The sequence below is a fragment of the Roseateles sp. P4_D2 genome (assembly GCF_056401875.1).
This window is the reverse complement of sequence record NZ_JBFUIM010000002.1, coordinates 257,986-270,511: the sequence shown is the minus strand read 5'-3', so window position 1 is coordinate 270,511 and position 12,526 is coordinate 257,986. Positions and strand designations below refer to the sequence as shown.

Below are 12,526 nucleotides of genomic sequence, written 5' to 3'. Positions count from 1 at the left end.
AGGACAGCATCATGAGCAACCAACAACAAGTCATCCTCGTCACCGGCGCCTCCAGCGGCATCGGCAAGCTGAGCGCCCTGGCCCTGGCCACCGCCGGCCACACCGTCTACGCCAGCATGCGCGGCGTTGCTGGCAAGAACTCGGCCAAGGCCCGCGAGCTGCGCGACTGGAGCTTTGCCCGCGGGCTGGACCTGCGCGTCGTCGAGCTGGACGTGCTGTCGCAGCGCAGTGCCGACGCGGCCGTCGCCACCATCGTGGCCGAGCAGGGCCGCCTGGACGTCGTCATGCACAACGCCGGCCATCTCGTCGTCGGGCCCACCGAGGCCTACACGCCGGAAGAGATCACCGCCGTCTTCGACACTAATGTGCTCGGCGCCCAACGCGTCAACCGCGCGGCCCTGCCGGTGCTGCGGGAGCAGCAGCGCGGCCTGCTGCTGTGGATTGGCAGCACGACGACACGCGGCGGCTTCCCGCCCTTCCTAGGCCCCTACGCCGCGGCCAAGGCGGCCATGGACTCGCTGGCCGTGACCATGAGCTTCGAGCTGGCCCGCTTCGGCATCGAGACCAGCATCGTCGTGCCCGGCGCCTTCACCAGCGGCACCGACCATTTCGCCAACGCCGGCAAGCCGGCCGACGAGGCCAAGGCCGCGGCCTACGCCCGCTATGCCGGCCTGATGGACCAGATCGGCGCGCGCCTGACCGCGCTGATGCCGCCCGAAGCCGACCCGCAGGCCGTCGCCGACGAGGTCGTGCGCGTCGTCGGCCTGGCGCATGGCGAGCGGCCCTTCCGCTCGGTCGTCGACTTCATGGACGACGGCGCGGCGGCGGTGACCGATGTGGCCGAGCGGGTGCGCGAGGACTTTGCCGCGCGCATCGGCATCGCGGACCTGCTCAAGCCCGCCTTAGCCTAGAACCCGAAGTTGACCGTCAGCGTGCCACCGGCGGTGACGGCCAAGGGGCCGACGACCTTGACCGTGCCGTTGAGGCTGGCGTTGAAGGAGTAGGACAGGCCGGCCGTCACGTCCGCCGCAAAGACCAGGCTGGCCGGCGGCGCGACATAGGGCGCCACCCAGGGCGGCGCGGCGGGCAGGGTCAGCTTGAAGGCGCCGGTCGTCGAGTCCGATAGGGTCTCGGCGATGGTGATGATGCCGCCGCTGGCCAGCTTCTGCGTCGCCGCGACGGCCGCCGTGTTGACCACCCCATCCACCATCACCGTGCCCGTGGCCTGGCCATCGATGGCCGGGGCGGGCGACAGCGGCGCGACGCTGGTGCTGACGGCTGTCACGGTATTCGCCGTCACCGGCACGCCGGTCACGACCATGGTGGCTCGGGCCGCGGACTTGATGACGAGGTCGTAGCTGCCCGGCGCCACCGGCGTGAGCACGAACTTGCCGCTGCTGTCCGGCGCGGTGGCCTTGAGCACGACGCCGCCCTGTTGCAGGCTGACCTGGGTGCCGCCATAGGCGACGCTCGCATCCACATAGCCGCTGACGCCCGACAGCAAGTTAGGCACGACGGCGACGACGGGCTTGAGCAGGTATTGGCCCGAGTTGCCAGCCGTGACGACGGACTTGCAGGCGTCGAAATCCAGCACGAAGTCGGCCATCTGGTTGGCCGCGATGTCGATGCTGGCATTGAGCTTGAGGCCGCTCTGCTGGCCGCTGGGCGTCTTCAGCGCGACCTCGCTGCCGCCCGTCGGCACGACGGAGTTGGCCAGCGGCGTGGCGCCACCGTTCTCGGCCAGCACGAGGCGCAACTGCGCGTAATGGCCCACGGCGAGCGGCACCTGGCCCAGGCTGGCGAGCACGCCGTTTTGCAGCGCCAGCAGGTCGAAGCGCTGTGTCGGGCCCACCACCAGGTCCGTCCAGCCGGCGCCATCTTCGGCGGCGTCGGCGCTGGCGTTGACGCGGACCTTCTGCACCGTCACGTACACATGGTCGAAGCCGCAGGCCGGCGCATCGGTCAGGCTCAGAGCCAGCGTGCCCGAGGTGCTGTTCGAGGGCGTCGTGACAGGAGTGCCGGCATCGCCGCCACCACCGCCGCAAGCCGCCAGGGCGACGGCCGCCGCACATACGCCCAGAGTTCTGTAGCTCATGAGAGCCTCCAATTCAGATGCCCTCCCCGTCTGCAGTGTTGGCTTTCGCCGTGTGCCCAGGCTTTACCAATCGCGTCGGCTTGTTACCCGCTCAGCGGCGCTTGCGGGCGGCCGCAGCCAGCTCCTGAGCGCTGACCACCCAGGCCGGGTTGCCCACCACGCGCTCAACGACGAGGTCGATGAAGGCCCGCACCCGCGCTGGCTGGGCCACGCGGCTGCCGTAGTACAGGTACAGGCCAAGGTGGGCGCAGACATGCTCGGTCAGCAGCGGCACGAGCTGGCCGCCGCGGATCAGCGGGGCGGCAGTGGCGCCGACGAGCTGGCCGATGCACTGGCCGGCCACGACGGCATTGGCCTCCAGCTCGACGTCGTTGGTCATGAAGACCGAGGCGACGTCGCGCCCGACGATCTCGTCGCCCACCAGGAACTCCCAGGGCATGGGCTTGCCCGTGCTCGGGTGGCGAAAGCCGCTGCAGCGGTGCCGGGCCAGCTCGTCGATGCTTTGCGGTGCGCCATGGCGGGCGATGTAGGCGGGCGCGGCGCAGACGATGAGCTGCAGTGGCAGCAGGTGGCGGGCAATCAGGCCTTCGCCCGGCGGCGTGCCGGCGCGAAAGCCCACGTCGACGCGGTCTGCCACCCAGTCGCCGATGCGGTCGTCCAACTGCACATCGGGCTCGACGTCGGGGTGGCGGGCGCAGAACTCCTCCAGCACCGGCCACAGCACCGGCAGCATCAGCGAGCGCGAGGCCGTGATGCGCAGCGGCCCGGCGATGACGTCGCGTCCCTGGCGCGCGCCGTGCAATGCACGTTGCAGTGCTTGCAGCCCAGGCGCTGCGGCGCCGAGGAAACGCTCACCCTCCTCGGTCAGGCTGAGCCGACGCGTCGTGCGGTGGAAGAGGCGCACGCCAAGGTGGGCCTCCAGCTGCGTCAGCGCCTGGCTCGCCGCCTGCGGCGTGATGCCCTGGGCCACCGCGGCCTGGCGCAGGCTGCCCAGCTCGGCGGCCTTGGTGAAAGTGGCGACGGCGCGCAGTTCGTTGAAGGCCATTGTCACGAATTGCTTGTTAATGAATGCATCGATTCTGGGCTAGTTGAGCAGCAATCGAATGCCTAAATTTCGCTCCATCGGCCGATCCACCTTTCACCCCAATCTGGAGCCTCACATGACCACCACCTTCAAGCGCGTCTGGATGATCACCGGCGCCTCGCGCGGCATCGGCGCACGCATCACCGAAGCCGTCCTGGCCCATGGCGACGCCGTCGTTGCCACGGCCCGCGACGCCGCGAGCATCGAGAAGCGCTTGGGCACCCAGCCCGGCCTGTTGGCCGTGGCCCTGGACGTCACCGACGAAGCCCAAGCCGCCCAGGCCACGGCCGCTGCGCTGAGCCGCTTCGGTCGCATCGACATCCTCGTCAACAACGCCGGCTACGGCCTGCTCGGTGCCGTCGAGGAAGCCAGCGCCGACGAGGTGCGGCGCCTGTACGAAACCAATGTCTTCGGCCTGCTCAACGTGACCCGCGCCGTGCTGCCGCAGATGCGCGAGCGCCGCAGCGGCCATGTCATCAACATCTCGTCGCTCGGCGGGGTCCGCTCGGCCGCGGGCTTCGGCGTCTACTGCTCGACCAAGTTCGCCGTCGAGGGCATCACCGAAGCCCTGCACGCCGAACTCGCGCCGCTGGGCATCCATGCCACCGTCGTCGAGCCCGGCTATTTCCGCACCGAGTTCCTGGAAGGCCAATCCCTGGTCACGTCGCCGCGCCTGATCGCCGACTACGCTGCCAGCGCCGGAGCCGTGCGGCAACTCGCCAAGCAGATCAGCCTGAACCAGCCAGGCGACCCCGAGCGCCTGGCGCAAGCCATGCTGACCCTGGTCGACGCCAAGACCCCGCCGCTGCGCCTGCCGATGGGCACGGACACGCTGCAGACCATTGCCGACAAGCACGCCTTTGTCGAGCGCGAGACGGCCGATTGGCGCGGTCTCGCGGCATCGACGGACTTTCCGGCCTGAACCTCAGCCGCGCCGACGGCCGTGGTCGTGCACGACTTCGCCGTCAGACTTGGTGAAGGGCGGCAACGGCCCGACGGGCAGCAGCTCCAGCACCGCTTCCGACGGCCGGCACAGCGCCGTGCCCAGCGGCGTGACGACGATGGGGCGGTTCAGCAGCACCGGATGCTGCTGAACCGCGTCCAGCAGGGCGTCATCGCTCAGAGCCGGATCGGCGAGGCCCAGCTCGGTGAAGACGGCCTCCTTCTCGCGCAGCAAAGCGCGCAAGGGCTGGTCGGCGGCCGCCGCCAGCGCGCGGATTTCGTCGCGGCTCGGCGGCGTCTGCATGTACTCGACGACGCGCGGCTCCAGGCCGGCATGGCGGATCAGCGCAAGCACATTGCGCGAGGTGCCGCACTTCGCGTTGTGGAAGATCGTGATGTCGCTCATCGCGCCACCTTAGCCTGTGTGGCGATCCACGCGTCGATGCGCTTCTCCAGCACCGACAGCGGCAGCGAGCCCTCGCCCAGCACCTGGTCGTGGAAGGCGGCGAGGCTGAACTTCGCGCCCAGTTTCTGCTCGGCGCGACGGCGCAGCTCCTGGAGCTTCAGCGCCCCGATCTTGTAGCCCAGGGCCTGGCCGGGCCAAGCGAGGTAGCGGTCGATCTGAGCGACGGCCTGCTGCTCGCCGGCCCCCGTCACATCCATCCAGTACTTCAGCGCCTGCTCGCGGCTCCAGCCCTTGGCATGCAGGCCGGTATCGACCACCAGGCGGGCCGCGCGGCTGATCTCCATGCGCAGCATGCCGGCGTAGGCCACGGGGTCGTTGGCATACAGGCCCAGTTCATGGCCCAGGGTCTCGGCATACAGCGCCCAGCCCTCGCCATAGGCATTGATCCACATGCGACGGCGGAACTCGGGCATGGGCATCACCACCTGCTGGCCAAAGTGGAAATGGTGCCCGGGCTGGCCCTCATGCAGGAAGAGGGCTGTCATCGTCGCCACGGAGTAGTCCTTCGGGTCGTTGATGACGGCCCAGAACACGCCGGGCGCGCTGCCGTCGGCCTGGCCGGCGGTGTAGTGATCGGAAGCCGTCTCGCGTGTCAGCTCGGGCTCGGCGCGGATCTCCAGCGCCATGCGCGGCAGCTGGCCGAACAGCTTGGGCAGCTGCGGCGCGACACGGGCGTTGATGGCGCGATAGGCGTCCAGGATCTCGGCCTCGGTCTTGAAGGGCCGAAAGCGCTCATCGCTGCGCGCCCAGGCCAGCAGGCCGCCGTTCTTCAGCGGGTCGCCCGTGAAGCCGAGCTGCGGCGCGATGCGCGTGATCTCGCCCTGGATGCGTGCCACCTCCTTGAGGCCCAGCTCGTGGATCCGTTCAGGCGTCAGGTCGGTCGTCGTCTGCTCGCGCACCCATTGGCGGTACCAGGCCTGGCCGTTGGGCAGGGAGGTCCAGCCGATGCTGCCGCGCTGCTTCGCGGCGGGCAGGTAGTCGGTCTCGACGAAGGCGAGCAGGCGACGCAGCGCGGGCTGGGCGCGCTCGGTCAGCTCGCGGCGGTAGGCCTCGGTCAGGCGCGTGCGGTCCTCGGCGGTGAGGTCGGCGGGCAGGGCGCGCACCGGCGCCGTGTAGGGGCTGTGCTCGGCGTCGACCTCGGCCAGGTTCCGCAGCTGCGGCAGTGCCGCCTCGACGACGGGCCGTGACTGGACAACGCCGCGCTTGATGCCTTCGCGCATATTGGCGATGGCCTGGTCGCACCAGGCGGGCAGGCCGGCGACGCGCTTCAGATACGCGTCGAGCTGGGCGGCCGTCTTCAGCGGCTGACCGGCCTGGCCGCTGGAGAAGAAGGCCAACTGGAAGGGCGTGGCGCCCATCTGGTGCAAGGGCAGCAGGTGGTCGGGGTAGCGCTCGAAGGCGAGCTGGGCGCGCAGCTGCTGCTCCAGCAGCTCGCGGTTCAGGCGCTCGGCCGGTGGCAGGCGGGCGGCGGGCAGGGCGGCCAGCTCCTTCAGGAAGCCGCGCCAGGCGGCGAAGCGCTTGGCCCGCTCGGCCGGCGCGATGTCCAGGCCCAGCTGGTCGTCGAAGCGGTTGTCGCCGGCCTGGGTGGCGTTGAGCGGGTCGAAGCGGGCGCGGGTGTCGTAGTAGCGCGTCGCCACATCGGCCAGGCGCTCGGCGGGTGTGGCGGCCTGGCCAGGGGCGATGAAGCAAGCAAGAGCCAGGGTCAGGGCAAGCAGTCTCATCGTTATCGTCCTTGTTGGGAGGACGGCATTCTGTCGGCGTCCGCGGCCTGGCGCTGTCAGCGGCGCCAGCAGCCCCACAATCTCGCGGCTGACTTTTTCACCCCGCAATGCGCCTCATCTCACTCGCCCTGCTGCTGACCACCGCCTTTGCCTTGCCGGGCTGCAACAAGCACCTCAACGAAGTACCCGCCGCGCTGCCTGCCGCCTCGGCACCCCAGGACACCAGCGCAACAGCCAAGCTGCGTGAGGAAGGCGACGGCATGCTGGCCCTGCACCGCCAGATCGTCGTGTTGATGGACGGCGAGGCCACCCTGCCGGCCGCTCAGCGCCGCGAGGTCCAGGCCCTGGGCCAGCAGCTCTTCCACGAGCTGCTGCAGCGCCAGCAACGCCTGGCCGATCTGGCGCTAAAGCCCGAATCGCTGGACGCCACCGCCGCGCTGCTGACGCGCATCGAGAGCGAACCGAGCTGGTTCGACGCCGACCGCCTCGCCTTCAAGGAAGTGCTGAGCCAGCTCGCCACCGGCCTGAAGAGCGCGCAGACGCTGGACGGCATCAAGCTTGCGCGCCGCGCCCAGGAGGACCTGGACACGCTGGCCGAAGTCGAGAAGGCTTATGAGCAGGAGCTGAAAGAAGTGTTTGGCGGCTTTGCCAAGCGCGGCATCGAGTTGAAGCGCGAGCGCTGGAGTGACTACGTCGCCAAGCTGAAGGCGCTGCACACGCGCGACGCCGTCATGAAGCAGCACGGCGCACAGTTGCCGGCCGCGGCTGACCTGGAGCCGGAGCCCGCCGCGTCAGGTGCGATGCGCGGTGTCGCCGCCAAGGAGCGCGAGGTCTTTGGCGACAAGCTGCCGCCCAAGACCGTGCTGCTGACTTTCGACGACGGCCCGCATGCGCGCTACACGGACGAGATCCTGGAGATCCTGAAGCGCTACAACGCACCGGCTGTGTTCTTCCAGCTCGGCCAGAACCTCGGCAAGGTGGGCGCCGACGGCAAGATCCAGCCGGGCAATGGCAGCGCCGTCGCCAAGCGCGTTCTCGCGGCCGGCCACCAGCTGGCCAACCACAGCTTCACGCATGGGCTGATGTCCAAGTTCGAGCTCGTCAAGGTCAAGGAAGAAGCCGCCAACACGGAGGCGCTGCTGGACGCGGCGGGTCGCAACGGCGACGCGTTGTTTCGCTTTCCTTATGGCGCGCGCAACGATGGGGCGTTGACCACCATTGAGGCGCTGAAGCTGCGCTCGATGATGTGGAACGTCGACTCGCTGGATTGGAGCGACCCCATTCCCAAGAGCATCGCCGCGCGGGTGATGGCCGAGCTGGACAAGCAGCAGCGCGGTATCGTGCTCATCCACGACATCCACGCCCGCACGGTGCAGGCGCTGCCCCTGGTGCTGGACCAGCTCGCCGCCGAGGGCTGGCGCTTTGCGAGCTGGAAGGATGGGCAGTTTGTCGTGTCCTCCGAGCGCCCCGCTGCGCCGCCACCCGCCGCTGGTGAGCTGTATCGCGACAGCCACGCGCTGGTCATCGGCATCAACCAATACACGGCCTGGCCCAAGCTCTCGCATGCGGTGCGCGACGCGCAGGCCGTGCGTGAGTCCCTGGTTACGCGGTTCGGTTTTCGCGCCGACAACGTCACGCTGCTGACCGACGCCGAGGCCACGCGCGCCAACATCCTGAAGGCGCTGAATGAGCGCTTTGGCGACGCCAAGCGCGTGAAGCGCGACGACCGTGTCTTCGTCTTCTTTGCCGGCCATGGCAGCACGCGCAAGCTGCCCAGCGGCCGCGAGGTCGGCTACATCGTGCCGGTGGACGCCGGGCTCAACGACCTGCAGGCCGACGCCATCGCCATGCCGCAGCTGCAGGAAGTGGCCGAGGCCATCACGGCCAAGCATGCCCTCTTCGTCATCGATGCCTGCTATTCGGGCCTGGGCCTGACCCGTGGCGGATCAGCCGCGGCCGACAGCAACTTTGCCCGCACCAACGCCCGCCGCATCGGCCGCCAGATGATGACCGCCGGCGGCGCCGACCAGCAGGTGGCCGACGACGGCCCCGGCGGCCATTCGGTGTTCACGTGGACGCTGCTGCAGGCCCTCAACGGCAAGGCCGACCTGAACGGCGACGGCCTCATCACGGCGACCGAGCTTGCGGCCTATGTGGCACCTGCCGTGTCGGCGATCGCCCACCAGACGCCGGCCTTTGGCAGCCTGCCGGGCAGCGAAGGCGGTGAGTTCATCTTCGAGCTGCCGACGGCGCAGGAGCCCGCGCTGAGTGGCGCCGTGGCCCAGCTCGACGACAAGGCCAGCCAGTTCGCCGCCAAGCTCGACGAGGCCAGCAGCGCCGGCCGGCAGGTGTCTGCCGCTGCCAGCGGTGCAGCCAGTGGCGTGCAGGTGACCATCAAGGGCCTGGACGGCAAGGACCAGGCCCTGGCCGCCACGACCGCCCGCGTCGACCCCGGCGCCCGCGTCGCCGCCCAGCGCGCCAACGACCGCGGCCTGCAGCTCTACCGCGAGCGCCGCTACGACGAGGCCGAAGCCGCATTCAAGGAGGCTTTACAGCTGCAGCCGAAGTTCGCGCTGGCGGCCAACAACCTGGGCTTCGTGTTGTACCGGCGCGGCAAGCCTGCCGATGCTGCAGTGTGGTTCGAGAAGGCCGTCGAAATGGACGGCAGCCGGTCCCTGGCCTGGCTCAACCTCGGCGACGCGCGGCTGCTGGCAGGCGACGAGGGCAAGGCGATGGCGGCCTACAAGACTTTCCTGGAGCTGGCGCCCAAACATGCAAGGGCGGCGGAGCTGCAGGGGTGGATTGCGAATCCGTCTGAGGGGACGCGGCCGAAGCCGGTGTGATGATCGAAGCTGACCGTATGACCTTATGAGCGACGAGCGCGTTGTCCGGCTGGTGCAGGCATTCGATTCCTCTTTGGAGGAGGGCCTAGCGGTACTGGCGACAGATCCAACAGCTGTTCATTTGAGGACAAGCCTCGGCGAAACGGCTCTGCATTTGGCTTGCTTTGATAGCCCGATAACCGCAATCCATGAACTGATCAGGCGCGGCGCCGAGGTCGACACCCTCAGCGACTGTGGGTCGACCCCTTTGTCGGATGCGGCCTCAATCGGACGCGTTGAACTGGTTCGCCTGCTGCTCGATTCAGGCGCTTCAATTTGGCTGGATGGCCAACTCGAACCAACGTTGCACCAGACAGTTCGCGGAGGCCATGTTGAGGCCGCCCGCCTGATCCTGGAAGCCGGCGCGGATGTGAATCAGCAAGCGGACTTTGCCGATACCCCGTTGCATCTTGCCGCTGAAGATGACCTCCTGGAGATTGCGCAACTGCTTCTTGAGCACGGCGCTGATCCCAACCTTCAAAACAGCTATGACGGGACCGCGCTTGACATGGCGATTCGACACAACAGCGAACGCTGCGTCGCGCTTTTGTCGAGTAAGCACTGAGTCTGCGCCGCCTGTCGGCCTACTTCTCCATCAACTCCTTCAACGCCCGCAAATCCTTGAGCACATGCACCGCATCCCGCTCAAAGTCCTCATCGCTCGCCCCGGCCATCCTCAGCACCACGAACGTCAGCGCACAGCCCTCATCCACCGGCGTGACCCGGAAGGCGTTGTGCGTGATCACGCCGTCCGGCGTCGTCACATCGTGGTCCAGCACCCCAAACTCGTTGCGCGACGCCATCCTGATCTGGATGCGGCCCATGGGTGAGTCGGTGACCACCCAGTGGTCGCCTTCCTGCTCGATGTCGGCCGACGCCAGGCCCGAAGCCCAGCGATGCAGGTTCTCGCGCCGGCTGGCGAACTCGTAGACCTCGTGCGCCGGCGCGGCGACGGTTTCGCTGACGACCTTGATTTCGCGTGGCATGCGGGCCTCCAAAGCAGTTGCAGAGCTTGTCACGAAGGAATGGGCACCGGCAAACCGCGCGCCCGTCGGCCCTCGTGGCGAGGACGCAATCAGCTCGCCTGTGTTCCACTTCCGCCGTGAATTCCGAAGTCTCCTCGCCCAAGCCGGCCAAGCCGCCTGCACCCGCCTTTCCCCTCCCGCAACCCAGCCACGCCGCCCGCTTCCCCGCGGGCCTCGCGCCTGAGGACTGGGCCCGCATCCGCCAGGCCGCGCACGCGCTGCCCCAGGTGCTGGTGCCCGCCGATTTCGACGATGGCAGTGACGAGACCCTGGATCGCCTGGGTTGCATCCAGATCTCCCGGGCCGCTGGCGGTGGCCGGCCGAGCCGCTGGATACTGCCCGCGCACATTGCCGTCGCGCTGGCCCAGCTCGAAGCCACGCCGCAGACCAACACGCTGCGCCCACAGCTGCAGCAGCGCCTGCACCAGCTCGAAAGCCTGGGCCTGCGCCGCGAAGGCCTGGTGTTCACGCGGCTTTGCGTGCACCCGATCACGCTCGCGCACGAGGGTTGGCGCATCGACCTGTCGCACCGCGTGCCGGTGCCCGAGGAGCCCGTCTGGGCCTTTTTCCGTGATGGCGACACGGCCGCGCTGCGCCACAACCTGGGCCAGGCGCCCGAGTACTCCTACACGGCCGAGCTGATCCTGCACCTGAACCACCTCATCGCCCGCAGCGAGGCCATGGGCCATGCCAGCCAGCTCGCGTCGTTGTTGCCGCGGCTGCAGGCCGAGTGCGGCGTGCCCATGCCCTACGAGGACCTGAAGGCCGCACTGAACCGCGCCCAGGACCGCTGGGAGCAGACGGTCGAGGAGCAGGACACGCTGGCCAGCCTCGGCCGCGAACTGGCCTTCCAGGGCTACCCGGACAGCTTCGACGCGGCGCGCAAGCTGGGCCGCAAGGTCACGCTCTACCTGGGCCCGCCGAACAGCGGCAAGACCTATGCCGCCTTCGAGCGGCTGGCGCAGGCACTGGACGGCGCCTACCTGGCACCGCTGCGCCTGCTGGCGTTGGAGGGCCGCGACCGGCTGGTGGGCCGCGGCGTGCCCTGCTCGCTGCTGACCGGCGAAGAGAACGTGCCTGCCAACGACGCCCGCGTCGTGAGCAGCACCATCGAGATGGTCAACACGCGCGACACCATCGACGTGGCCGTCATCGACGAAGCGCAGATGATCTTCGACGACTCGCGCGGCTGGGCCTGGACGCAGGCCATCGTCGGCGTGCCGGCGCGCGAGCTCATCATCATTGCGTCGGCCTATGCAGCGCCGGCCATCGAGCGGCTGCTGCTGCTGTGCGGCGAGAAGCCCGAGCGCCGCGTGTTCGAGCGCAAGCAGCATGTGCAGCTGATGCCCGCACCCGTGCCGATGACGCATCTGCACGCGGGCGATGCGGTGGTGGCCTTCAGCCGCCGCGACGTGCTGATGCTGCGCGACCAGATCGCGCAGAACGGCCACGTTGTCAGCGTCATCTACGGTGCGCTGCCACCCGAGGTGCGCCGCCGCGAGGCCGAGCGCTTTGCCGTCGGCGCCAGCCAGGTGCTGGTCGCGACGGACGCCATCGGCATGGGCCTGAACCTGCCCATCCGCCGCGTGCTGTTCTCGACGCTGGAGAAGTACGACGGCGTCGGCGACCGCGCGCTGACGGTCAGCGAGGTGCACCAGATCGCCGGCCGCGCCGGCCGCTACGGCATGCACGACGAGGGCTTCGTCAGCGTGCTGAAGGAGGCCGAGGCCGACGCGATGAAGACGCTGCGCGAGCTGCTGCCCAAGGAGCCCCGCGCGCCGCGCGACTTCAAGTGCCCGGTGGCGCCCAACTGGCGCCATGTGCAGACGATCTCGGCGCGCCTGGGCGTGAACAGCCTGCACCAGGTGCTGACCGTCTTCATGCAGCAGCTGCGCCTGGACGACGCCCACTTCGAAGTGGCCGAGCTGGAGCAGATGCTGGGCCTGGCCGAGATGCTGGACCGCAACGCGGCGGCACTGTCGCTGCAGGAGCGCTTTCGCTACGCGCAGGCGCCGGTGGACGACCGCCTGCCCCAGGTCGTCGAACAGTTCCAGGCCTGGGCCGCCAGCCACGCGCGCACCGGCAAGGCCGGCACGCCCTGGTTCCTGGACGACGTCGACGAGCACAGCCGCCTGGACCGCATGGAGCAGGCGCTGCGCCAGTGCACGCTGTGGCTGTGGCTGGACCTGCGCTTCCCCGAGGTGTTCGGGCATGTCGAGGCGGTCATCGACCTGCGCGGCCGGCTCAACGACGGCATCGAGAGGCACCTGAAAGGGAAGAAGCCGTTGTGGCAGAGACGGGGAAGGTGAGG

10 protein-coding genes are annotated in these 12,526 nt (G+C 69.0%); 5 read left to right on the top strand and 5 right to left on the bottom strand.

What is annotated here, in order from left to right:
* Window positions 1-11 precede the first annotated feature (11 nt).
* Window positions 12-911: an SDR family oxidoreductase gene (locus AC1DW0_RS04635; RefSeq protein WP_477945054.1), complete on the top strand. Its 900-nt coding sequence runs from the start codon at window positions 12-14 to the stop codon at window positions 909-911.
* Here AC1DW0_RS04635 and AC1DW0_RS04630 read toward each other — a convergent pair.
* Both AC1DW0_RS04630 and AC1DW0_RS04625 read right to left on the bottom strand, forming a co-directional pair.
* A complete protein-coding gene (locus tag AC1DW0_RS04630) occupies window positions 908-2,095 on the bottom strand; it encodes a DUF4382 domain-containing protein (RefSeq protein ID WP_477945053.1) in 1,188 nt (395 codons plus the stop codon). The two genes, AC1DW0_RS04635 and AC1DW0_RS04630, sit on opposite strands and share 4 nt — an antisense overlap.
* Before the next feature lie 91 nt (window positions 2,096-2,186).
* The gene (locus AC1DW0_RS04625; protein WP_477945052.1) at window positions 2,187-3,140 is read right to left on the bottom strand and encodes a LysR family transcriptional regulator; all 954 of its coding nucleotides are present in this window, start codon (window positions 3,138-3,140) and stop codon (window positions 2,187-2,189) included.
* A 115-nt stretch (window positions 3,141-3,255) separates the two neighbouring features.
* On the opposite strand from AC1DW0_RS04625, the gene AC1DW0_RS04620 reads away from it, so the two are divergent.
* Window positions 3,256-4,101: an oxidoreductase gene (locus AC1DW0_RS04620; protein ID WP_477945051.1), complete on the top strand. Its 846-nt coding sequence runs from the start codon at window positions 3,256-3,258 to the stop codon at window positions 4,099-4,101.
* 3 nt (window positions 4,102-4,104) lie between these two features.
* On the opposite strand, the gene arsC is transcribed toward AC1DW0_RS04620, so the two are convergent.
* Together arsC and AC1DW0_RS04610 are read right to left on the bottom strand one after the other, a co-directional pair.
* Window positions 4,105-4,527, bottom strand: coding sequence for an arsenate reductase (glutaredoxin) (arsC, locus tag AC1DW0_RS04615; RefSeq protein ID WP_477945050.1), 423 nt, complete (start codon window positions 4,525-4,527; stop codon window positions 4,105-4,107).
* Window positions 4,524-6,308: a DUF885 domain-containing protein gene (locus AC1DW0_RS04610; RefSeq protein WP_477945049.1), complete on the bottom strand. Its 1,785-nt coding sequence runs from the start codon at window positions 6,306-6,308 to the stop codon at window positions 4,524-4,526. Before AC1DW0_RS04610 ends, arsC begins: the two co-directional genes overlap by 4 nt.
* 107 nt (window positions 6,309-6,415) lie before the next feature.
* Between AC1DW0_RS04610 and AC1DW0_RS04605 the strand changes: the two genes are divergently transcribed.
* Together AC1DW0_RS04605 and AC1DW0_RS04600 are read left to right on the top strand one after the other, a co-directional pair.
* On the top strand, window positions 6,416-9,151 hold the full coding sequence (locus AC1DW0_RS04605; RefSeq protein WP_477945048.1) for a polysaccharide deacetylase family protein: 2,736 nt from the start codon (window positions 6,416-6,418) through the stop codon (window positions 9,149-9,151).
* Between the two features lie 25 nt (window positions 9,152-9,176).
* Window positions 9,177-9,755 (top strand): ankyrin repeat domain-containing protein, encoded by a 579-nt coding sequence (locus tag AC1DW0_RS04600; protein ID WP_082532314.1) that lies wholly within the window; start codon window positions 9,177-9,179, stop codon window positions 9,753-9,755.
* A 19-nt stretch (window positions 9,756-9,774) separates the two neighbouring features.
* Here AC1DW0_RS04600 and AC1DW0_RS04595 read toward each other — a convergent pair whose 3' ends face one another.
* On the bottom strand, window positions 9,775-10,176 hold the full coding sequence (locus tag AC1DW0_RS04595; RefSeq protein WP_056192493.1) for an SRPBCC family protein: 402 nt from the start codon (window positions 10,174-10,176) through the stop codon (window positions 9,775-9,777).
* A 116-nt stretch (window positions 10,177-10,292) separates the two neighbouring features.
* On the opposite strand from AC1DW0_RS04595, the gene AC1DW0_RS04590 reads away from it, so the two are divergent.
* Window positions 10,293-12,524, top strand: coding sequence for a helicase-related protein (locus tag AC1DW0_RS04590; protein WP_477945047.1), 2,232 nt, complete (start codon window positions 10,293-10,295; stop codon window positions 12,522-12,524).
* Window positions 12,525-12,526 lie beyond the last annotated feature (2 nt).